Genomic DNA, 21925 nt, shown 5'->3' with positions numbered 1-21925 from the left:
TGAAAAACAAAATTGAATTGCTTATTATAGGAATTGTGTTAGCACTCAACATAATCGAGTGCTAATAAACGACATGAATCGAAATATGAACCTGACTAAGGAGGGTGTCCTAATTGTTAAAGCCATTAGGTGATCGTATTGTTATTGAATTAGTAGAGGAAGAACAAACTACTGCAAGCGGAATTGTACTTCCAGACTCTGCAAAAGAAAAGCCTCAAGAAGGCAAAGTAGTTGCGGTTGGTACAGGCCGTGTAACAGAAAACAATGAGAAGGTCGCACTTGAAGTAAGTGCCGGAGACCATGTCATTTATTCCAAGTTTGCAGGCACTGAAGTGAAGTACGAAGGCAACGAATACTTAATCATTCGCGAGAGCGATATTTTAGCAGTTGTCCAGTAAGAAGTAAGCGTCACCAATTCTAATCGATACGAATTTTGATAAGGAGGGCATTTTATTATGGCTAAAGAACTTAAATTTAGTGAAGACGCACGCCGTGCCATGCTGCGTGGTGTAGATACATTGGCAGATGCCGTTAAAGTAACACTAGGACCAAAAGGACGTAACGTCGTTCTAGATAAAAAATTCGGATCTCCATTGATTACAAATGACGGGGTAACGATCGCGAAAGAAATCGAACTTGAAGACAACTTCGAAAACATGGGTGCACAGCTTGTCTCAGAAGTCGCTTCTAAAACAAACGACGTAGCTGGTGACGGTACAACGACAGCTACGGTACTTGCGCAGGCAATGATCCGTGAAGGACTTAAAAACGTAACATCCGGTGCGAACCCGGTAGGTATTCGCCGCGGAATTGAAAAAGCAACAGCAGTTGCTACAGAAGAACTGCGTAAAATCTCTAAGCCAATCGAAGGCAGAGAGTCCATCTCTCAAGTAGCTTCCATCTCAGCTTCTGATGATGAAGTAGGACAGCTTATCGCTGAAGCTATGGAGCGCGTAGGTAACGACGGAGTTATCACAATCGAAGAATCTAAAGGATTCAACACAGAACTAGAAGTAGTTGAAGGGATGCAGTTTGACCGCGGATACGCTTCTCCATACATGGTTTCTGACCAGGATAAAATGGAAGCCGTTCTTGAAGATCCTTACATCTTAATTACGGATAAGAAAATCAACAACATTCAGGAAGTTCTTCCTGTCCTTGAACAGGTTGTACAACAGTCCAAGCCGCTACTACTAATCTCTGAAGATGTAGAAGGCGAAGCATTGGCTACACTTGTTGTCAACAAACTTCGCGGAACGTTTAACGCCGTATCCGTTAAAGCACCAGGCTTTGGCGATCGTCGTAAAGCGATGCTTGAAGATATCGCTGCCCTTACAGGCGGTCAAGTGATTACAGAAGATCTAGGATTAGATCTGAAGAATACAACACTCGATCAGCTGGGCCGTGCTTCTAAAGCCGTAATTACAAAAGAAAACACAACTATCGTTGAGGGCGCAGGAAACCCTGAGCAAATCGCTTCCCGCGTTTCTCAAATCCGTGCACAGGCAGAAGAAACATCTTCTGAATTCGACAAAGAAAAACTACAAGAGCGCCTGGCGAAGCTTTCAGGCGGCGTAGCCGTCATCAAAGTCGGTGCCGCAACTGAAACAGAGCTTAAAGAGCGTAAACTACGTATTGAAGATGCCCTGAACTCTACTCGAGCAGCAGTAGAAGAAGGCATCGTAGCTGGTGGTGGTACGGCACTCGTGAACATCATCAATTCTGTAGAAGGTCTAGGCCTGGCAGATGATGAAGCAACAGGTGCAAGCATCGTACTTCGTGCTCTTGAAGAGCCAGTACGTCAAATCGTACACAACGCCGGCCTTGAAGGATCCATCATCGTTGAACGCCTTAAAGGCGAAAAAGTCGGAATCGGCTTCAACGCAGCAACAGGCGAATGGGTCAACATGGTTGAGCAAGGAATCGTAGACCCAACGAAAGTTACTCGTTCCGCACTGCAAAACGCAGCGTCCGTAGCGGCTATGTTCCTGACTACTGAAGCGGTAGTTGCAGACCTTCCTGAAGAAGAAGGTTCTGGCGGCGGAATGCCGGACATGGGCGGTATGGGTGGAATGGGCGGCATGATGTAATCATGCGCCCACGACCCTTGATACCAAGGGTTTAGCTTCACCCTAAAAGCCAGATTGACATACTTTGGCCATACCTGGCGAGAAAAACACTATAATTCTAAAGAGCCTCTCATAAGTTCGTTGAACTTTTGGGAGGCTTTTCTTCCATGTTTTCAGTAATATGTGTGTAAATATTCATGGTTTTGTTTATATCTCCATCACCTAATCGTTGCTGGAATTTCCTTAACTCCTACACCAGCATGGGAAGAATCAGTTGGGGCACCATTGCCATGTTTGCTTCGGTTCTGTTGCTTTTCTTCGTCGGGACCGGGAAGGTCAGCAAAGCCGAAGACTGTGGAGGCGACCGGTTCTGTTCGTTTCAGGAGTTAAATGAGGTGTACGAGAAAGGGGAAGACTGGGAGATCGAAAAAAGGACGGACGGGGTTCAGCGCTGGCTGGTGAGCGCCATTCATGGCGGTGGTATTGAAGTAGACAAATGTCTGCTTTCGTTTGTGTGAATTTTTATAAATGTTTCTCTATTCGTTTCCTTCAAAACACGTTTTCTACAGGAATGCGTCTCGTTTATGTATGGAATTACTTCCAATATCGCTTTAATTCATTATAAAAATTTTCCCGAGTCCCTGCCAAAACAATGAGAATGATGTTTCCATCTTCGTCTACATCAATCTCATAAGCAATTTCGAAATTCGTACCATGATGATAAACGTCGTACCTGTAAAGACTAGCAAGATCCCCTTGTTTAGGTGCGCTAGCAACGTACGGGTCCGATCGAATATCATTTATGGCTCCATCCATAATTTATTTAGAATTGATCAATTTTGTAAAGTCAGGTATAAGAATATTAAAGAAGTATTACATAATAATGGTAGATAAAAGAATTTACTGGTAAGACTATTAGATTACTTATTGATGTTCGATCACGGGTTTGTCGTCAGATTATAGGATTTTTTGTACCTAACATAAATCATCTACAGGGAATTTATTAACTGAATTTTCGATAAATAAAGTTTTAAAGTCCTAATCTGTATCGCTTTATATTTTAACGTAATAGATATAACTTTTAACACTTATGTAACCTATAAACGCCAATATTCTAGTATATTCTTCAACAGGTCACAAATATCTAAAGTTTATGGGAGGGGAAACATGGGAATTGTACTGACCTTTATATTACTACTAGGTTTTTCAGCTTTTCTCCTAGGAGCCAGGGAAAAGGTGAGGAACAAAATGAATGTTGAAAGTATTCCCGTACGGGTTAACGTCAACGGCATCCGAGGAAAATCGACAGTTACCCGATTGATCACGGGAGTTTTACAGAAAGCAGGTTATAAGACCGTAGGGAAAACGACAGGAACCGATGCCAGAATGCTGTACTGGTTTGACGGGCTGGAAGAGCCGATCAAACGAAGGTTGGAAGGACCAAACATTGGGGAACAGCGGAAAGTGATCGAGAAAACCGGCCAGCTGAACGCGGATGCTTTAGTGAGCGAGTGTATGGCGGTGAAGCCGGATTATCAGATTATATTTCAGGAGGAACTGCTTCAAGCGAATATCGGCCTGATTGTCAATGTCCTGGAAGATCATATGGACGTCTTGGGACCAACCCTTGAAGAAGTGGCTGATTCCTTTGGCAACGCGATCCCGTATGACGGCGATTAAATAGTGAATGAAAGTCCCTATGTTCCTCACTTTAGAGAGATTGCGGCTGAGCGAAACACAAAAGTGCATGTTTGCGATACATCGCTCGTTTCCGAAGAATTTTTGAAAAAGTTCGAGTATATGGTCTTTCCGGAGAACGCGGCACTGGCCCTGTCTGTAGCGGATATCCTTGGTATTGATCATGAGACAGCCCGGCAAGGCATGTTGGAAGCCTGGGCTGATCCCGGCGCCATGCAGATTCTCCCGATTGGGGATGAAAGCAATCCGAGCTTCTTAGTCAACGGATTCTCTGCGAATGATCCGACATCCACATTAAACATTTGGGACCGTGTCAAGCAGCTGAGCTATCCAACAGAAGATCCGGTAGTAATCATGAATTGCCGTTCCGACCGTGTCGACCGCACAGAACAATTTGTCAGCCAGGTTCTACCCTATCTTCCTGCAGAAACATTGGTTTTAATGGGGGAAACCACTTCGCCGATTGTGGACGCCTATAAAAACGGCGCATTGCCTGTAAAGAACCTTCTTGACTTAGAAGGATATGAAACAGAAGAAATTGTCCGAGTATTAGGTCCTTATTGGACTGGAAAAACGATCTATGGAATAGGAAATATCCATGGGGGAGCCGAGAATTTAGTGAAACGGCTTGAGCAGAAGAAAATAGAAAAAGTTACGGCTTAGAGAGGAGTGCGCGATGATTATCTTTGAGGCTTCAGATGTATATTTAGCATTGGTAACTGGAATCGTTCTTAGTTTATTTTACACAGAAAAAACGGGTGTTCTGCCGGCTGGACTTGTGGTGCCTGGGTATATTGCCATGCTGTTTACGTTTCCGGTTAGTATTGCAGTACTGTTTATGATCAGTTTCTTAACCTATTTAATTGTAATGAAAGTGATTGCCAGGTTTACGATTCTTTATGGAAGAAGGAAGTTCACCGCGATGCTGACGGTCGGTATTACGCTGACTATCATCTTCGATATGGTCATTCCGATGTATTCGACACCATCAGTTGTTGAAGGCATGATGGCGATCGGTGTCATTATCCCAGGCTTGATCGCCAATACGATTCAGAAACAGGGCGTGCTGCCAACGACGGCTAGTACGATGCTGTTAAGTGCTGTCACCTTTGGCGTAGTAACTCTATCAAGCTATATTGGAGGAGGAATTTAAAATGGAAGCGACTTTAAATTATAAAAAGAGAAAGAAAGCGGAAAAAAAAGAATACAAACTGACGTTCAGCCAATGGATGCTCAAAACGATCAAAATACATAAAAGAAGGACAACGAAAGATGCCACGATCGGGATTACAGTTACGGTGCTTCTATTTGTAATCGGTATAGTATAGGAAAATGTTAAGAAGAAACCGTATCATTATCATCAGCAGCTTAATTGTCGTCCTATCCATATTCCTGTTCTTGTTTTTAAATCGTGATGGGATGAACAAACGTCAGTCAGAAGACCTTTCATTAAATGATACAAAAACGGAGAAAGAAGATGGCCCATATGGTGTGACATCGGATAGTGAAATTGCAACGGAAGTAGGTATGAAGGTGTTGGTACAGGGCGGTAATGCCGTTGATGCGGCCGTTGCCGTAAGTTATGCACTGGGCGTTGCAGAGCCGTATGGATCAGGAATTGGCGGGGGAGGGACGATGCTTATCCACCCTCAAAAAGGCAGCGATCATTCCCCTGTCGTTTACGATTACAGGGAAACAGCACCTAGTTCAAAAAGCGTTCCTGAAAGCGGAACAGGAGTACCCGGCTTTGTCGCAGGGATGAATCGTGTCCATGATGACTTCGGCACGATGAAAATGGACCAGCTTATGGAACCATCGATTAATTTTGCTAAAAATGGTATTGTCGTCTCCGAAACACTGCACAAGCAGTTAAAGGAAGCAAAAAACCGTATGCCGAATTTGGACCATATGTATCCTGACGGCGATCCGATTGAAGCAGGCGAAATTTTAACACAGAAGCAGCTGGCAGAAACGCTAAAAGCGATTCAGCAGGATGGCCCGAGGTCGTTCTATTCAGGAAACATTTCTGAATCAATCAATGAGGAAGAATCAAAAATTGACAAGAATGACCTAGAGTCTTATGAAGTAGAAGTCAAAAAGCCGATCGAAGGGAAGTTTGGTGACTATAATGTTTTAGCGCCGCCCCCTCCATCCGGCGGAGTCATGCTACTTCAAAATCTAAAAATGGCTGAAATGCTGAAGGTAGAGGAGACGAAGAAGAAGCCGATCGACTTTGCAATGCTTATGGGGATGGTCAACAGAGCCAGCTATAAGGATCGCTTGGAGAATGTAGGTGACCCTGAATTTAATAAGGTGCCCGTGAGAAAGATGCTTTCCGTGGATCATCTGAAAAATCTCACTTCTGACATTGGGGATGGTACGAAGCTGTCGGATGAATACCTATCAGAGCTTGATTCAGATGCCGACCTTGAAGACCATGAGAATACCACACATTTCGTAGTTGTCGATCAAAATGGCATGATGGTGTCCGTGACGAACACTTTAAGTAACTCCTTTGGATCGGGGGAGTATGTGGGCGGATTTTTTCTAAACAACCAGCTGAAAAACTTCAGTAACAATGAAAACTCACCGAATCGTCCTGAACCCGGAAAACGACCGTTCAGCTATACAACACCGACGATTCTAGCTGAGAATGACAAGCCGGTAATAGGCATAGGGGCTTCGGGAGGCCGGCGCATCACCTCAATGGTCACCCAGGAACTTGTAAAGATGATTAAATTCAATGAACTCGTGCAAGAATCGGTCGAACAGCCACGGTCATTCCTCGAGTTTAATGAGAATGCCCTGCACGTTGAAGGCGATTATGTCTTTTTAGAAGAGCCAGAAGAACGCGGCATCGATGTCAACTATACCAACAGCACAACCTATTTTGGAAGTATCCAAGGACTAGTAATTGATCACGAAGATAATAAGATCTATGGAGCCAGCGACCCGAGAAGAAATGGAAGTTGGAATTCTAAAGGTTAAAAAAGTGGAGCTTCGATAAGTTCCACTTTTTGTATAGAAAGGGGCAGGAAGGGCGAGTCCAGTTCTTTCCACTATTCTTTTCTTGATTTCTTACTAAGGGGGCCGTATATGATACGGGTGTATTAACTAAATTCAACATTTTTAAAAGCTCTTTAAATTAATCGACAACTCACATCCCAAAAGAAATCATAGCGTTTAATATGTTTTCGATATCCATAAGTGTCACTTCCCTTCTTGGAAGCATCCAAAGAAGGTCAATCGATGCTCCAAGGAATCTGGCTTCCTGGCTTGTAATATTGCCCGGAGAGGCTCTACGTTAAGTGATAATGTTGGCGAGACCCAAATCAAGCTTACATTAGCTCATCTACTTCCGAAAAATACCATTGACGGCGACAGGATAAGATCCTATAGTAAGCGTAAGAACCTTATAATTTCACCCCAAAGGGGAGTAGCTGTTCAACAACTGTCGTCATTACAGGACAAATGTCCTCGGCATTGTTGGCAACATCACAGTTGTTAGCGAGACCTTTGCCATGCATTCTGCCGGCAAAGGTCTCTTTTTATTTTTTTATTGGAGACTGCTGGCTGTTTGAAGTCTCTTTTTCTTTTGGAAAACAAGGGAGGGTACTCAAATGTCCAAGATATCAAAACTATTAAAGAACAAGGCTGTGAAGAAAGGTTTGCGCGAGGCTCAGAAGCATGTATGGCCAGTCATTCAAAAGGAAATTGCAAAGCGAAAGGGTCAGAAAAAGAGGTAGGTGGAAAGGAATGAAGGACGTCGCTTCGGTGGTTTCAAGTCAAGAATACAAAGCCCTTGCTGATAGTGTAAGGTTTTTGGTCTGCGAGAGAAAAATGGTGCTCAAAACCTATGATTGTCGGTTGCAACTCGTCGGCAGCGGAAGAAGTGCCTATGTGTTCAAGCTTCCGCATGTGAAGAAGGCGATCAAAGTATTTTATCCACCTTTTGAGCATCTTGCCGAGCTTGAGGCAAAGATCTATGACAGGCTTGCCGGAAGCTCCTATTTTCCAACGCTTTACGAGGTCGGAACTAATTATTTCGTGATGGATTATATAGAGGGAAAGACCCTTTTTCAATGCATACTGGAAGGAAGGCGCATTCATCGCCGACACATCGTCGAAGTGGATAAGGCGATTGCATTTGCACGTAAAAAAAACTTAAACCCATCAGACATTCACCTGCACAATTTGCTTTTAACGAAGGACGACACGGTGAAGGTGATAGACGTGGCTCGTTATAAGCAAACGAAAAATTGCACGCAGTGGAAGGATTTGAAGCAGGCGTTTGACCGCTATTATTCGCGGCGTTTTTTCCCGAAAAAGCTTCCAGCGTTTTGCCTAAATACGATATCCAAGATTTATAAGAAGAGAGCTGTACCCAGCCAGAAAGAAAAGGCCAGTATGGATTGTTGATAAAAACTATGAGAGAAGTAATGGTACAAAATCGGGGGATTAATCTCGATTATTTGTTCCTTAAAAGAGAGAATGACCTTGAGCGTGAAAATACTTTAAAGTAGTATATTCTCGTAAAGTATAAAATCACAATCCACAAACGTAAACGTTGATGTTTACGTTTGTTTTTTTATCAAATAGAAATAGCGTCTGGAAAACTGCGAATGTGTTTATGGTAATACACTTAATCAGGCAAACAAATATAATGATTACAAACGTAAAAGAGTTTTAATTCTAGTAACAAATCAGACCCATATGGATCCATTCCATCAAGGGGAAAACATGAAGTGTTCTCATAGTAGGGTTTCCTGCCTGTTGCAAGGTTAGAAGGTGTGGGGTTTTACGACTCGAAGGGAAAAGAAAATAACCAAAATAAAAAAGCAGACGCAAGTCTGCTCTCCTAAATAAAAGTTTCTCCTGAAGGGGGATATAACTTATTTATATAGTAATGAAACTATGTAGAATGCAAAACCCTTATACATTAGAGGGACGACATGCTAGAGCTATGCTGCGTTATATGAAGGTGCAGCAGATATTTACTTGTGGTTTCTAATAGAGTTTGAAAATATTTCGTACAAAAAGCGCTTCTGAAAGGGAAGCGCTTTTTGTATAAAACTATTAAAAAATAGTTCTGGTTATTAAAAACAACACAGATGGAGCTAAAAGGCACCCAAGCCCCGTATAGAAAGTTGCTGTCATGGCTCCATAAGGTACAAGTTTTGGGTCTGTCGCTGCCAATCCTCCTGCTACTCCGCTTGTAGTTCCCATAAGCCCACCATAAACGATGGCTGACCTTGGATTATTTAACCCAATATATTTAGCGATGAAAGGAGTTCCAATCATTGTCAAAATAGATTTAATCAAACCAGCTGCAATACTTAAAGCTATGACTTCTGAACTTGCCCCAAGAGCTGTGCCGGTTACAGGGCCAACTATGTATGTGGCTGTTCCTGCACCAATTGTAGTCAGGCTGACAGGATCCGTATACCCAAACAAAAAGGCTATAATTACACCAACTATAAATGACAATATGACACCCACCACTAAAGAAATTATTCCTGGCAATCCTGCCTTTTTAATTTCATCCAGGTTGGCTCCAAAAGCAGTAGCAACAATAGCGAAATCTCTCAGCATTCCGCCGCCCATTAGTCCGATCCCGGTAAAGATCCCGATATCTGCAAGTCCATTTTCGCCCCCGGTACTTATTCCGCCGATATATGCGAGTACGAGTCCGACTATGATGGCAATGGCAGACCCATGTATTCTTCCGCGAGTAAGCTTGTCTGATAGATAATAGGATAAATAGATTGTAATTCCAACCACTGCAAAAGAAACAATAAGCCCATTTTCCGAAAATGTATCACTTAATATTTCGAACATTGTCTGCTCCTCCTAGCTCTTCATTCGAAAATGTGGATTTTTCTTTACCGATCCTGCTAAGTAATGGAACCATGGCCCAGCTAACAATAACGGCAGCAATTCCAGCAACTGCAGCCAAAGGTCCTCCATCAAGAGCTGCTACAACATTTTGATTGGCAGCCATAGCAATAACAATTGGAATATACATGGCTCCCCAAAAACCCATACCTTCCTGTGATTTAACATTTAATTTATTATTCTTTTTAAGGTAGTCTATTAATAGAACAAGAATCACCATGGCTATGCCTACACCGCCAACATTCGCTTCAATGCCAATAGCTACTCCCAATAACTCTCCGGCAACCACGCCAAGCAACATACAAATGGCTAACAGGGCCACTCCGTAAATAACCAAGTTATTTCACCTCATCTTTTAATTTTTGTTTATCCAGGTGTTCCTGACTTTGACCATTTATTTATAATTCATAATTCAACAACACAAGCAGTAGATAAAGCAATTCTCAGGGTGTCCTAAAGGCTTTTGAAAATTATTGACGATACTAAAATGTTTTACAGATTATCCCTCCCTTTTTAGAAAGCGTTTACATTTTAGCCGATGATCAACTGTCGACCGTTTCATATTCCCCATCATAGATAAAGATGAATAGAAATGCAAACCTTTTTTGCAAATTTTCTAAAAATATTGAATCATTAAACTATTTATTGTACAATTTAATCGACAGTCGACAACTGAAAGCTGGGAAGGAGGTTCCCTATGAGTCAATCAAGTCTTAATTATAATGCTCTATCTAATCAAATTGCTGAGCGTATCAGTGAACAAATTATTTTAGGGGAATTAAAACCGGGGGAGAAAATAGTAGAAAATGTATATGCTGCTGAGTATGGAACGAGCCGTGCCCCAGTAAGGGAAGCTATATATCTGCTCACAATTGAAGGTTTAGTAGAGAGGATTCCCAGAAAAGGGGCAATAGTTAAAGAGCATACTGAACACGAGATCAATGATTTGCTTGAAGTAAGAATTATGCTCGAAGCTTTAGCAATGAAACGGATTAAAGAAAAAGGTGTAGAACAGAGTACTTTAAACGAAATGGAAGCTCTATATGAGAAGATGATTTCAGAAAAAGACACCACTAATTACACAGAGCTAAATCATTCCTTCCACTGGAGCTTAATTGAAATGAGTAAAAGTGAAACGATTAAAAAAATGTACTCCCGTCTGGAACTGCCTTTACTGCGGGTGCAGAATATTTCTTTTGGAGGCGAAGGAAATATTAAAAAATCTGTGAGAGAGCATAAAATATTAGTTGATCTTCTAAATAAAAACAAGGTCGATGAAGCGGCAGAACTCTTACAGCAGCATAACTACGACGTTATTACTAGCATCCAAACCCAGCTGTTTGATAATCAAATACAATATAAAGAAAAAGAAAAAGAAGGGTAATACAATCCCTTTTTCTTTATATTATATTTGGTCGACTGACGACTAATCTTAAAAAAGAGGGGGATTCTATGTCAACAGCTTTTCTCTTCCCAGGCCAAGGATCACAACAGCCTTTCATGCTGAACAATTTACCAGTACATCCAGAAGTCAAAAGAACTTTAGATGAAGCTAGTGAAGTTTTAAATGAAAGCGTTTACCAGTGGGATGCTCCCGTAAGATTAGAGTCTACGGTTGCTTCCCAAGTATGCCTGCTGGTTTCTGGAGTTGCTGCGGCACGGTTGATGATAAAGGAAAAAGCTGTTCCAGGTTATGTAGCGGGCCACTCGGTAGGAACCTTTGGTGCTGCAGTAATCTCAGGTGTTTTAGATTTTAAAGATGCCGTCCGCTTGGTTCGTAAGCGAGGGGAACTGATGGAAAGTGCGTTTCCAGAAGGTTATGGGATGGCTGTTGTATTAGGATTAACGGAAACGAAAGTGAGACAGCTCCTTCAGAATTTTGCCGAAGAAGATAAATATATTTATTTGGCAAATATGAATGGTCCCAGGCAAATTACAATAGCCGGCTCACTCAATGAGTTAGAGGAATTTACGAAGCTGTCACTAAAAAACAATGCACAAAGAGCAGAACTTCTGGAGGTCAGTGTTCCCTCTCATTGTCCACTGCTTTCGGATGTATCCATAAGTTTAGAAGCTGAGCTTGAGAGGCTTGCCCTGAGAAAACCTGTCATTCCTTTTGCTGGTAATAGGCGAGGACGAATATTGAGAACAAGTGAAGCAATCAAAGGAGATCTGGCCTGGAATGTTTCCCAATCTGTTAAATGGCACGAAGCTACCTCTTTGTTATACGAACTGGGTGTCCGATTGTTTATAGAAATGCCGCCTGGTAATGTCCTTACAGGCTTAGTGAATCAGTCTTTTCCAGCAGCAAGAGGGCTATCTATCTCAGACAGCGGGCCGCATACAGCTGCAGTGCTTGCTCATAGGTTGAATAATTAATCGAAAAGGAGAGAAGAAAATGACAATTGATATTCAGACAGAGAAAAAAGCCAGAATCTGGACCACCAGAAGAGATGCTAAAAAGAAACGAATCGATCAAGTAAATATGGTTACAGACGGAAGAATTATTCCCACAGACAAAATTGTCGAAGTTTTAGAAAAGGTTATTTCTCCCGGAGACCGCGTCGTAATGGAAGGAAATAACCAGAAACAGGCTTCTTTTCTATCCCAAGCACTTGCCCATGTAAATGCTGATAAGGTTCATAATCTACATATGATTCTCTCAAGCATTTCCAGACCGGAGCATCTGGACATTTTTGAACGAGGAATTGCAAATAAGGTAGATTTTGCTTATGCAGGGCCGCAAAGCTTGAGAATTGCTCAAATGATTGAAGACAAAGAGTTAACGATGGGAGAAATACACACTTATATTGAATTATATGGTCGTCTATTTATAGATTTAATTCCTTCGGTAGCACTTGTAGCCGCAGACAAAGCTGACAGTGATGGGAACCTGTACACAGGGGCCAACACGGAAGAAACCCCTACACTGGTAGAAGCGGCGGCCTTTCGTGATGGGATTGTAATCGCTCAAGTGAACGAAATATCAGATGACCTGCCTCGAGTAGATATTCCTGGCTCCTGGGTGGATTTTGTAGTGGAAGCTGATGAACCTTATCAACTTGAACCTTTATTTACGAGAGATCCCAGACACATTACAGACATTCAGGTTTTATTAGCGATGATGACCATTCGGGGGGTTTATGAGAAGCATAATGTTCAGTCTCTTAATCACGGGGTGGGCTATAACACAGCAGCTATTGAGCTGCTGCTTCCTACTTATGGAGAATCGTTAGGATTAAAAGGGGAAATATGCAAGCATTGGGCTTTAAATCCTCACCCTACTATGATCCCGGCCATCGAATCAGGCTGGGTGGAAAGCATTCACTGTTTTGGAGGAGAAGTTGGTATGGAAAATTACACTTCTCAGCGCCCGGATGTGTTTTTCACAGGACCGGATGGAAGCCTTCGATCGAATCGAACGCTTTCCCAGCTGGCCGGACAATATGCGGTTGATCTATTTGTGGGGTCCAGCTTGCAAATAGATGCCACTGGTAATTCCTCCACCGTTACTAAAGGAAGACTGGCCGGATTTGGAGGAGCTCCTAATATGGGACATGACCCTGGTGGGAGACGTCACTCGACCCCGGCCTGGCTCAATATGATTAATTCAAATGATCCTTTAGCTCGTGGTAAAAAGCTGGTGGTACAGGTAGTAGAGACTCATCAAACCGGGAATACGCCAGTCTTTGTGGAATCATTGGATGCAATTGACGTAAAAAAAGAAGCCGGCTTAGCTACGGCTCCAGTTATGATTTATGGAGATGACGTTACTCACGTAGTAACAGAAGAAGGAATCGCTTATTTGTATAAAGCTAATAGTTTAGAAGAACGCCGACAGGCAATAGCTGCGATTGCAGGTGTTACACCGGTAGGCATGAATAATTCTAGTAAATTAACTAATCGTCTGCGGGAACAGGGAATCGTTGCTTTTCCGGAAGATATTGGAGTCCGACGTTCTGAAGCAACCCGGTCTCTGCTGGCCGCTAAAAATGTAGAAGAACTTGTGGAATGGTCAGGCGGTCTCTATCAGCCCCCTGAGAAGTTTCAAAGTTGGTAAGGAGGACCCCCATGAATTGGAGTAGCGCTGAAGAATGCAGGAAAATGTTAAGTGATTGGGCAGTTGACTCATTGGTTCAGGAAGCGGAGCTTGCTCCTAAGCCGGGACTTGTAGATCCCCAGGATCGAGGGGCACATAAGGATATGAACTTTGATTTAATGATTAAATCATCATTTTCTTTAAAAGAAACGTTTGCTAATATTGCCGAAATTTCTTATAAGAGAGAGCCGAGCCAGAAACTTCGTGAAGAAATTGCCGAGATTGGGCGTGAGGGAGAAAAAGAGATGATGAAAGCTACAGGTGGTGTAAACACTCACAAAGGTGCTATTTGGGGAATCGGTCTTTTAACTTCAGGAGCTGCCGTAAATAAACCAGGAACGAGTATAAAAAAAATTGTTGAGACAGCATCTTATATCTCACGTTTTCCAGATCGTTTTGCTCCTGAAATCTTTACAAATGGTTCTAAGCTTTATAAGAGACTAGGTGTAAAGGGAGCGAGAGGAGAAGCAACCTCGGGATTTCCCAGCTTAATAAATGTAGCTTTACCTCAGCTTAGTGAATCGAGGAGAAAAGGAGGTTCGGAGTCTTCTGCAAGACTGGATACTTTAGTAGCTTTAATTGCATGTTTAGAAGATACTTGCATTCTTCACCGCGGGGGATTATTGGCATTGCGTTTAATACAGGAAAAAGCCCGGCAAGTATTGCAAAACGGAGGGGTTTCTATGCCGGAAGGGCGTATGGAGTTAAATGAGTTGAATCATTTACTGCTGCAATACAATAGTTCCCCGGGTGGAAGTGCTGATTTACTGGCGGCTGCTTTATTTCTGGATCGATTAAACATTCATAGGTCTCTTAAAGATCGAACGATGTCTGTAAATTAAGGGAGGATAAAAAAGTGGAAACTATGATATTTGAGTATCCTGCTGAAAAGAAAATTTCAAAAAAAGCACATGTAGGGGTGGTAGGGTCTGGAGATTTAGAAGTACTCGTAACTCCTGCAAAAGAACCGCGTATTAAAATTAAAGTAAGAACTGGGATGACAGGTTTCAATGACACATGGAAGAAGGTAATTGAGCGTTTTTGTGATCAGCATGGGGTGCAGGCGGATTTTCAAGTTAATGACTTTGGTGCCACTCCTGGTGTAGTATCCCTAAGACTCGTCCAGGCCTTGGAGGTGAGTAATAATTATGAAGATGCTTAAAGTAAGTTTTGCAGAATTAACTGCGAGAAAGAGAGCAAGAGCTTTATTAGATGAGGGAACGTTTCGAGAACTATTAGATCCGTTTGAAGGAGTGGAGTCCCCGCATTTAGAAACACAGGGAATCATACCTCAAAGCGATGATGGAGTGATTGTAGGTAAGGGTGAATTCAATCAAGAACCTGCTGTAATTATCGCAATTGAAGGGAAGTTCCAAGGGGGAGGAATTGGTGAAGTTTCGGGAGCGAAAATAGCAGGAACGCTGGAGTTAGCTCTGCAGGATAATAAGAATGGTATTCCAACGAAAGTGGTTATTCTATACGATACAGGCGGTGTTAGACTTCAGGAAGCTAATTATGGCCTGTTAGCTATCGCTGAAATTGGTGCAGCGATCTCTGCACTTCGGGAATATACTCCTGTAATCGGAATTATTCCTGGTAAAATCGGATGCTTTGGCGGAATGTCTTTAACAGCGGGATTATGCAGCTCTCTTATTATGACCAAAGAGGGAAGACTTACACTAAATGGGCCGGAAGTTATTGAGCAGGAAGCGGGAATCGAGGAATTTGATTCCCAAAACAGAAGGTTAATATGGAACACAATAGGAGGAGAACAACGTTTTTCCATGGGGTTTGTAGATCATTTAGTTGATGATGACTTAACGGCAGTGCGAGAAATAGTTAAGGAAGAATTAAAGCAAAATCATTCCACACTCTTTCGAAGTGAACAAGTGAATTTATATCGGAGCCGCCTAAAGGCTATCGATCCATCACAACCAGAAAATATTAGCAAAACAAGGATGAATTGGAATCATAGAGAAGCGGATCAATCTGAGAAAAGCACACATCCCTCTATTAAAACAAGTGATGTGGAAAGTAGAGGAAGAACATGGTTTTCTTCATTGTCTGGAGAATCAGAAAAGAAAGAAACGCCATCTGTACTATGTGCGGATAAAGAATTAGATGGTGAAAAAATTCGTTTTATATCTGTTGTACCAAACCCAAACAGTAGATTTCCACGTGCTAGAAAAGGAGAAGTAGGTTTAGAGGAAGGCTGGACTATAGCTCATTATGTGAAGGAAGCCATGGAGCAGGATGAAGAAGGGAAGCGGAGAGCCATAGTCGCCATTGTTGATGTACCAAGTCAGGCATATGGGTATAATGAAGAATATTTTGGGTTACACCAAGCGGGAGCAGCAGCGGTTGATGCCTATGCTAAAGCACGGAGAGCCGGTCATCCGATTATTACATTAATCGTAGGTAATGCAATTTCAGGCGGTTTTCTTACTCATGGTCTCCAGTCTAATATTCTGCTAGCTTTAAATGACCAAGATGTAAACGTCCATGTCATGTCAAAACAGTCTGCCGCTCGTATTACCCGCCGTACGGTTCAAGAACTGGAGGAGGCTACGAAGAAGACAACGGCGATGGCTTATGATGTGACTTCTTTTGCTGAATTAGGTGCACTAGATGGACTAATCAATGGTATTGATGCAGACCATCCTGGTAGTAAGGATATACAAATGTTAGAAAGTAAAATAAAAGAAGGTGTACAAGCTGCAAGAAGTGGAACAAGGGATTTAAGTAACAGGTTGGAAACAGTAGAAGCCAAAAGAAGCCGAAAAGCTTCTATTGAAGTTCGACAGAGGTTAGCAGATTTATGGAATTGACGCCTCATGACCTTTTAAGAGTTATTAGAACGGTAGATCTATTAGAGGCTTCTTCTACCCCTGACTGGGTTTACCAATCTTTACAGGAAGCACCTTTTGTTGTCGTTAGGCGAGCTCCCATTAAGAATGGAAAAGTTCCCATAGGAGTACGCGGGAAAGACAGGGCCCAGCGGTTTGGGGCATACATTGATTCAAAAGCCATTTTAGAGCGTATTGCCCCTCCTGATATTGTAATTCATGAGAAGTGGGAGTTAATGAAGAATTCCAGTACACTGCCAGCTGTAATGGCCCTGGATGTTGTTCAAAAAGTAATGGAAGAAAACAATCTGCAGTGGGGGCCCGGGGGTAGTGTAGGTTTTGAACTGGTATCCGGACATCCGACAGTTAAAGAGTCGAGTGACTTAGATATCATCCTTTATTTAGAAAAAGCTATTTCATTAGATAAAGCGTCAGACTTTCTGTATCGTTTGAAGAATCAGCTGAATATATCTATAGACGTACAGGTTGAAACCCCTTATGGTGCTTTTTCCCTTAAAGAGTTTGCAAGAGGAACACTACCTTTATTATTGAAGACTAAAGAAGGAGCAATATTGGTAGAGGATCCATGGAATCAAGCAGTGGTAAGGAATTAGTATTACTAAAAAAGGACAGCAGTTCTGCTGTCCTAAGAGTGTTGAGTAAGGTTTTTATTATTTTAGTCATCATATGGAGAAGGTTATCTTTATTGTAGATAGAGAAGTGGCTGTGAAATTCATTCTCTTGTAAGCGGTATTATCATTATCAAAATAGTGATAGGTGGTGAATAAAAAGATTCTTTGTGTTTGCTGCGTCTTTTGTAAATGACATACTCAATGACATATTATTTCTCATTAAATGTCATTTTCATTCAGTCTTATTAATAGAAATGAGACTGAATGAAGCCGGAGCCCACATATTATTTGTAAATTATTTTTTGCTATTTATATTGACGAATCTATGGGCGGCATGATGTGATAGCCCTTAAAACCCTTTCATCATAGGATTTAAGAACAATTTGGCTAGATTATGACTGGTTTTTAAAATCGTTCACTAAATATAAAATCCTCTCAAGAGTTTATAAAATCTTGAGAGGATTTTTTTATTCTTAAATATGAGCCGAGGTATAGGATGGTAGCATTAGATATGGATGGGCATCTCAGGCAGTCCCAGCTTCTTCAAGGAGCACAATGCTGAGATCTGGCATGGGGTTTCCATCTATTGGAGATGCCGGACAGTATGATGGCTGATGAAAATATGTTCGTTAATATTGCTAGAACCATACTTTTATTAAATTTTTATTGGTGTTACCCCCATTTTACCGTGAAAAGTAATGCAGTTCATTTTATACTATGAAAACCCAGAATTCATTACACTAACGAATCCTGGGTTTTCAAATGTTTATAAGTCATAATGTTTTTTTGCCAGAATATTAAGATCAAAGGTATTTTTACATTACTCCTTTATTTCATTTAATTTTGTTCGCTTCAGTAAGATGATTTCAGCTCGTATTCAAGACGGTCCAAGTTCTGTTCGTTCGCCTTGATGACAAAACTCTTTACTTTATTGCATTCATCCGGCCTATCGAAGAGCATATGCCAGGTGAGCTTGGTTTGCCCATCCAGTTCGGATAAGGTAATGGTCAGTAGAAACTCGTGATCCGGTTCCAGATGGCGGAGGGCAAGTTTTACAGGTTCAACCACCTCTAAAAAGGTACTTTTATTTTCATAGTCGATACCATTAGGCCCATGCATGACGTAGTGCCAATGGCCACCAGGCTTCATATCGAATTCGTAGAACGTGTTCGAAAACCCTTTCGGTCCCCACCATTTTTTCAGTTTATCCGGATCGCTAAATGCTTTAAAAATGTCTTCACGAGAGGCATGGAAGATGCGTGAGTTAACGATCTTGCGTTCTGAAACTTTCTCAGATGGATTATTATTTGTCCCATCGTTAAAAGGCATTAGAAAATCCTCCTTATTCATATGTTAATTACTTTCACGTTCATTCCGTAGAACTTCACCCAATTTGTCCAAGATAATTTTCGTTCCGTGTTCGCGTTGGGAGGGAGTATCGTGACCGTCGAGAAAGACTCCTTGCTCGGTATAGACGAGTCGAGTCCCGGTTTCCGTATGGTGGAACTCTACCGTCGTTACAGATATAGATATTCGTGTTTCACCGAGGTCCATGGTATAGGAATAGACGATACGTTCATCAGGGACGATTTCCTGATAGAGAGCTTCAAAAGTGAAGATGGGGCCGTCTTGTGGACCCCCTCTATTGCTCTCTTTCCCGCCAACTCGAAAGTCGAACTCATCAGCTTTTGGAAACCATTGGGCTTTCGTTTCTGGATCTGACCAGGCAGCAAATACTTGCTCCGGTGAAACATCATAGGTCCTCTCAATAACAAACGTATCATGTGTTGCAAATCGTTTACTCATCATTCATTCCTCCTTTGGAATAACATTAGGGCTGGTTCTCGAAAAAGGCACCAAGCTTGTCGAGGTGGTGCTCCATGCTTTTTTGTTGTTCGTTAAAATATTTTTCATGACTCTGTTTCATCATGTCTAATAATGTTGTGAAATTCTCCACCAACAAATTCTCTTCCATTTTCATCAGGTTTGATACATTTTGTAATTCTTTTAACAGCTTCTGTTGGATCCTTATTTTTTCTTTTAGTCGCTTTACCTGAAGGGAAACAATTTCGGCTGGATTGTAATCTTCCTCAGAAAGAATAGATTTAATGTCATTAAGGGTTAAACCAAGATCTTTTAATGCTAAAATTTGTTGTAACCGGAAAATATCAGATTTATTATACAACCTGTATCCTGCATCCGAATATTCAGATGGAGAGTATAAGCCAATTTGATCATAATATCTTAAGGTCCGAATGGTTAAGCCTGTCAACTTAGCAAGTTCGCCTATTTTCCAATATGTTCTTTCTCCAATAATCATCCCTCATTTCGCGCGATTTTTTTCTACCGGTGCCTTTACTATATACTGTTACGTCACGTAAGGATCAAGATTAAGAAAAAATATATTTTAAATTGTTTCCTATGAGTAGGAAGTGCTAATCAGGTCTAAGATATGAGAATATTGCATCCCAGATCCCAATGGTATAATCAAACAATTAAGCTTTAACAGTTATAAAGTTGGTGGCCATAAGGAGTCGATTCCAGCTTTACCGGATTACTTTATACCAAATTTTGACTTGCTGTTTGGTCTCAATCGTTCGCTGTTTTTCTAAATGAATTTCAATATCTTCCAAATGCTCGAATAGTCGCAGTCCCTTGCCGAGTAAAATAGGTGCCAGCGTTATTTGAAGTTCATCTGCCAGGTTAGCTTTAAGTAATTGCCGGCCGACATTTGCACCCATCACAGCAACATCCTTTCCCTTAGCAGCAATCCTGGCTTGTTTTATAGCACTTTCAATCCCATCGGTCACAAAGGTAACAGTCAATTTGTCATTTTCCTTTGGATGTTTAGTAGGAGGTCTTTCTGTCAACACAAACAATGGTACCTGGAACTCGTATGAATCAGCATACGAGTCAGTATCGTCAGCCTCCTCAAAGGTATTGCGCCCCATCACCACAGCCCCGGTATTTTTCAACATCACCGCTAATTCTTCGTTTGGTTCGAAACTGGCAAAGAGCTTATCAAATTTGCCTTTTCTGTCGTTGACAAACCCATCGATCGATAAAGTCATACCTAGATAAACTTTTGACATATTTATTTATCCTTTCGGGAGTAGTTACACATTCTCTATAAGCTTAGCATGTTCGCCAGTGTTCTAATATTTTTCTGCAATAATCCTCCTCTCATTTTTGCACGTTTTTTACTACCGATGCCTTTACTATATACCGTTACGTCACGGAATGGTCAAGTTTCTCAAAGGAAAGTTTTAGTTTCATATAAATGTGAACACCTAGACTTGTAAAGGTTTTGTTGGATGCTAACTTTTCACAACAAGGTTTTACGGAACCCGGGTCATATCCATGAGAGGTTTTATAGATTCATAAGCAGCATAAGATAAAATCTTTAATTCCTTGACTTGAATATTCTTGTTTTGGTATATTCCTAATATGGAATATTAAAATTAAACAAGGTAGGTGTTAATATGGGACATAAAAACTAAAATCTTAAAAGCTCTTGGTGTTTCTAATAGGCTCCACATTGTGGAGTTACTCCGCGAGGACTCCCTAACTGTAAGTGAAATTGCAGAAAGACTTGATATTCGACAGCCGCAGGTGTCCAAACATCTCCGCACCCTACTTGAAGCAGGTTTGGTGGAGTTTAAAGCAGAGGCAAATCGTCGCATCTACAAGCTGAGACCAGAGCCTTTTATAGCTTTAGACTTTTGGCTAAAAGAATACCGTACTATGTGGGAAGGAAAATTCGACAACTTGGATTATTATTTACAGGATTTACAAGATGATGATAGTTCTAAATAGCTGATAGGAGGATATAAAATGGGAACTCAAATCGAAATCACTCATACTTTCCATGCTCCGCGTGAACTTGTGTTTAAGGCGTTTACCGATTCAGAACATTTACAAAATTGGTGGGGACCAAAAGGATGGAAGTTTCATGTTGCTAAAGCTGATTTCCGTTCGGGCGGTGTCTTTCATTACAGCCAGAAACCTACTGATGGTGATGTCATGTGGGTTAAATTTGTGTACGATGAAATTATCACCCCAGAAAAACTCGTTTACACCAGTTATTTTTCTGATGAGGAAGGCAACGTAGTGCGAGCTCCGTTTAACGATAACTGGCCACTGAAAATACAAAACGCTTTTACGTTTCAGGAACTAGATGGCAAAACAATCCTTACGATGACCGGGACTCCTGTAGCAGCAACGGAGCAGGAGCTTAAAACCTTTGAAGAATCGCAAGGCATGTTTGAAGAAGGCTTCTCAGGCACCTTTAATCAGTTAGAAGATTATTTATCAAAGGAACCAAAATAAGCAGGACTGCGGAAGCAAATGGTGAAGATTTTTTATGGAAAAACACGTTGTTCAGAAACAAAAAGCCTAATTGTTCAGTGTATCATTGAACAATTAGGCTTTTGTAGTTATACAGTTGGTGTATTAAAAATATGGTTATTAAAGTAACTTGTCATCGTATCCCTGACTCGAGGTAGCAGTGTAAAAAAACATAACCCTTTCTATCACCCCTTAATTACAAATGTATAAAGTACAAAGAGTTTAATTAATGACTTTAAAAATATCTGCCTAAAGTTACATTCGTTTATTCACCTACTGATAATATGCTTTTATCTTTTGCATGCTGAGTATCACTATAAACACGATAGTAGTGACAAG

24 protein-coding genes and 1 pseudogene are annotated in these 21925 nt (G+C 41.4%); 18 read left to right on the top strand and 7 right to left on the bottom strand.

The window, feature by feature from the left end:
- Nucleotides 1-113 precede the first annotated feature (113 nt).
- The 3 genes from groES (at nt 114) to ACGTNH_RS18770 (ending at nt 2587) form a co-directional block, all read left to right on the top strand.
- Entirely contained in the window at nt 114-398 is a 285-nt protein-coding gene (gene groES, locus ACGTNH_RS18780; protein WP_394588466.1) for a co-chaperone GroES, read from the top strand.
- Between the two features lie 57 nt (nt 399-455).
- Nucleotides 456-2090 (top strand): chaperonin GroEL, encoded by a 1635-nt coding sequence (groL, locus tag ACGTNH_RS18775; protein ID WP_394588464.1) that lies wholly within the window; start codon nt 456-458, stop codon nt 2088-2090.
- A 176-nt stretch (nt 2091-2266) separates the two neighbouring features.
- Nucleotides 2267-2587, top strand: coding sequence for a poly-gamma-glutamate hydrolase family protein (locus ACGTNH_RS18770; RefSeq protein WP_394588462.1), 321 nt, complete (start codon nt 2267-2269; stop codon nt 2585-2587).
- A gap of 76 nt (nt 2588-2663) precedes the next feature.
- On the opposite strand, the gene ACGTNH_RS18765 is transcribed toward ACGTNH_RS18770, so the two are convergent.
- Nucleotides 2664-2885 (bottom strand): type II toxin-antitoxin system RelE/ParE family toxin, encoded by a 222-nt coding sequence (locus tag ACGTNH_RS18765; RefSeq protein WP_394588460.1) that lies wholly within the window; start codon nt 2883-2885, stop codon nt 2664-2666.
- 351 nt (nt 2886-3236) lie between these two features.
- On the opposite strand from ACGTNH_RS18765, the pseudogene pgsB reads away from it, so the two are divergent.
- The 6 genes and pseudogenes from pgsB to ACGTNH_RS18735 all read left to right on the top strand — a co-directional run bounded on the left by pgsB (nt 3237) and on the right by ACGTNH_RS18735 (nt 8186).
- Nucleotides 3237-4430, top strand: a pseudogene (gene pgsB / locus ACGTNH_RS18760) (poly-gamma-glutamate synthase PgsB).
- A 13-nt stretch (nt 4431-4443) separates the two neighbouring features.
- Nucleotides 4444-4920 (top strand): poly-gamma-glutamate biosynthesis protein PgsC, encoded by a 477-nt coding sequence (gene pgsC / locus ACGTNH_RS18755; RefSeq protein ID WP_394588458.1) that lies wholly within the window; start codon nt 4444-4446, stop codon nt 4918-4920.
- Nucleotide 4921: 1 nt separating this feature from the next.
- Complete coding sequence (locus ACGTNH_RS18750) at nt 4922-5095, top strand: hypothetical protein (RefSeq protein WP_394588456.1); 174 nt, start codon at nt 4922-4924, stop codon at nt 5093-5095.
- Nucleotides 5096-5099: 4 nt separating this feature from the next.
- Nucleotides 5100-6755 (top strand): gamma-glutamyltransferase, encoded by a 1656-nt coding sequence (ggt, locus tag ACGTNH_RS18745; RefSeq protein ID WP_394588454.1) that lies wholly within the window; start codon nt 5100-5102, stop codon nt 6753-6755.
- Between the two features lie 632 nt (nt 6756-7387).
- Nucleotides 7388-7513, top strand: coding sequence for a hypothetical protein (locus tag ACGTNH_RS18740; protein WP_394588452.1), 126 nt, complete (start codon nt 7388-7390; stop codon nt 7511-7513).
- Nucleotides 7514-7523: 10 nt separating this feature from the next.
- Nucleotides 7524-8186 carry a protein kinase family protein gene (locus ACGTNH_RS18735; protein WP_394588451.1) on the top strand — a complete coding sequence of 221 codons (663 nt, stop codon included), beginning with the start codon at nt 7524-7526 and terminating at the stop codon, nt 8184-8186.
- A 657-nt stretch (nt 8187-8843) separates the two neighbouring features.
- Here the strand turns inward: ACGTNH_RS18735 and madM are convergent.
- Entirely contained in the window at nt 8844-9605 is a 762-nt protein-coding gene (gene madM / locus ACGTNH_RS18730; RefSeq protein ID WP_394588450.1) for a malonate transporter subunit MadM, read from the bottom strand.
- On the bottom strand, nt 9586-9999 hold the full coding sequence (madL, locus tag ACGTNH_RS18725; protein WP_394588449.1) for a malonate transporter subunit MadL: 414 nt from the start codon (nt 9997-9999) through the stop codon (nt 9586-9588). Before madL ends, madM begins: the two co-directional genes overlap by 20 nt.
- A gap of 360 nt (nt 10000-10359) precedes the next feature.
- Here madL and ACGTNH_RS18720 point away from each other — a divergent pair, with 360 nt between their 5' ends.
- The 7 genes from ACGTNH_RS18720 (at nt 10360) to ACGTNH_RS18690 (ending at nt 17221) form a co-directional block, all read left to right on the top strand.
- Entirely contained in the window at nt 10360-11046 is a 687-nt protein-coding gene (locus ACGTNH_RS18720) for a GntR family transcriptional regulator (protein WP_394588448.1), read from the top strand.
- Nucleotides 11047-11114: 68 nt separating this feature from the next.
- Nucleotides 11115-12041, top strand: a complete 927-nt coding sequence (locus tag ACGTNH_RS18715) for an ACP S-malonyltransferase (protein ID WP_394588447.1) — start codon at nt 11115-11117, stop codon at nt 12039-12041.
- A gap of 19 nt (nt 12042-12060) precedes the next feature.
- Nucleotides 12061-13722, top strand: coding sequence for a malonate decarboxylase subunit alpha (gene mdcA / locus ACGTNH_RS18710; RefSeq protein WP_394588445.1), 1662 nt, complete (start codon nt 12061-12063; stop codon nt 13720-13722).
- A gap of 11 nt (nt 13723-13733) precedes the next feature.
- Nucleotides 13734-14603 (top strand): triphosphoribosyl-dephospho-CoA synthase, encoded by an 870-nt coding sequence (locus ACGTNH_RS18705; protein WP_394588444.1) that lies wholly within the window; start codon nt 13734-13736, stop codon nt 14601-14603.
- 14 nt (nt 14604-14617) lie between these two features.
- Nucleotides 14618-14923, top strand: coding sequence for a malonate decarboxylase subunit delta (locus ACGTNH_RS18700; protein ID WP_394588443.1), 306 nt, complete (start codon nt 14618-14620; stop codon nt 14921-14923).
- Nucleotides 14910-16589 (top strand): biotin-independent malonate decarboxylase subunit beta, encoded by a 1680-nt coding sequence (locus ACGTNH_RS18695; protein ID WP_394588442.1) that lies wholly within the window; start codon nt 14910-14912, stop codon nt 16587-16589. The genes ACGTNH_RS18700 and ACGTNH_RS18695 overlap by 14 nt, the downstream gene beginning before the upstream one ends.
- Nucleotides 16580-17221: a malonate decarboxylase holo-ACP synthase gene (locus tag ACGTNH_RS18690; RefSeq protein ID WP_394588440.1), complete on the top strand. Its 642-nt coding sequence runs from the start codon at nt 16580-16582 to the stop codon at nt 17219-17221. Before ACGTNH_RS18695 ends, ACGTNH_RS18690 begins: the two co-directional genes overlap by 10 nt.
- Before the next feature lie 870 nt (nt 17222-18091).
- Here the strand turns inward: ACGTNH_RS18690 and ACGTNH_RS18685 are convergent.
- The 4 genes from ACGTNH_RS18685 to ACGTNH_RS18670 all read right to left on the bottom strand — a co-directional run bounded on the left by ACGTNH_RS18685 (nt 18092) and on the right by ACGTNH_RS18670 (nt 20331).
- Nucleotides 18092-18568 (bottom strand): SRPBCC family protein, encoded by a 477-nt coding sequence (locus ACGTNH_RS18685; protein ID WP_281975071.1) that lies wholly within the window; start codon nt 18566-18568, stop codon nt 18092-18094.
- A gap of 24 nt (nt 18569-18592) precedes the next feature.
- Entirely contained in the window at nt 18593-19045 is a 453-nt protein-coding gene (locus ACGTNH_RS18680; RefSeq protein WP_281975070.1) for an SRPBCC family protein, read from the bottom strand.
- A gap of 25 nt (nt 19046-19070) precedes the next feature.
- Nucleotides 19071-19559, bottom strand: coding sequence for a MerR family transcriptional regulator (locus ACGTNH_RS18675; RefSeq protein WP_281975069.1), 489 nt, complete (start codon nt 19557-19559; stop codon nt 19071-19073).
- Between the two features lie 226 nt (nt 19560-19785).
- Nucleotides 19786-20331, bottom strand: a complete 546-nt coding sequence (locus ACGTNH_RS18670; RefSeq protein ID WP_394588439.1) for a dihydrofolate reductase family protein — start codon at nt 20329-20331, stop codon at nt 19786-19788.
- A gap of 382 nt (nt 20332-20713) precedes the next feature.
- Between ACGTNH_RS18670 and ACGTNH_RS18665 the strand changes: the two genes are divergently transcribed.
- Complete coding sequence (locus ACGTNH_RS18665) at nt 20714-21055, top strand: ArsR/SmtB family transcription factor (protein ID WP_281975067.1); 342 nt, start codon at nt 20714-20716, stop codon at nt 21053-21055.
- Between the two features lie 18 nt (nt 21056-21073).
- Complete coding sequence (locus ACGTNH_RS18660; protein ID WP_281975065.1) at nt 21074-21568, top strand: SRPBCC family protein; 495 nt, start codon at nt 21074-21076, stop codon at nt 21566-21568.
- Nucleotides 21569-21925: the final 357 nt, after the last annotated feature.

Source organism: Halobacillus sp. B23F22_1, from assembly GCF_043497005.1.
Classification (GTDB): Bacteria; Bacillota; Bacilli; order Bacillales; family Halobacillaceae; genus Halobacillus_A.
This window is presented reverse-complemented; position numbering and strand designations above follow the sequence as displayed.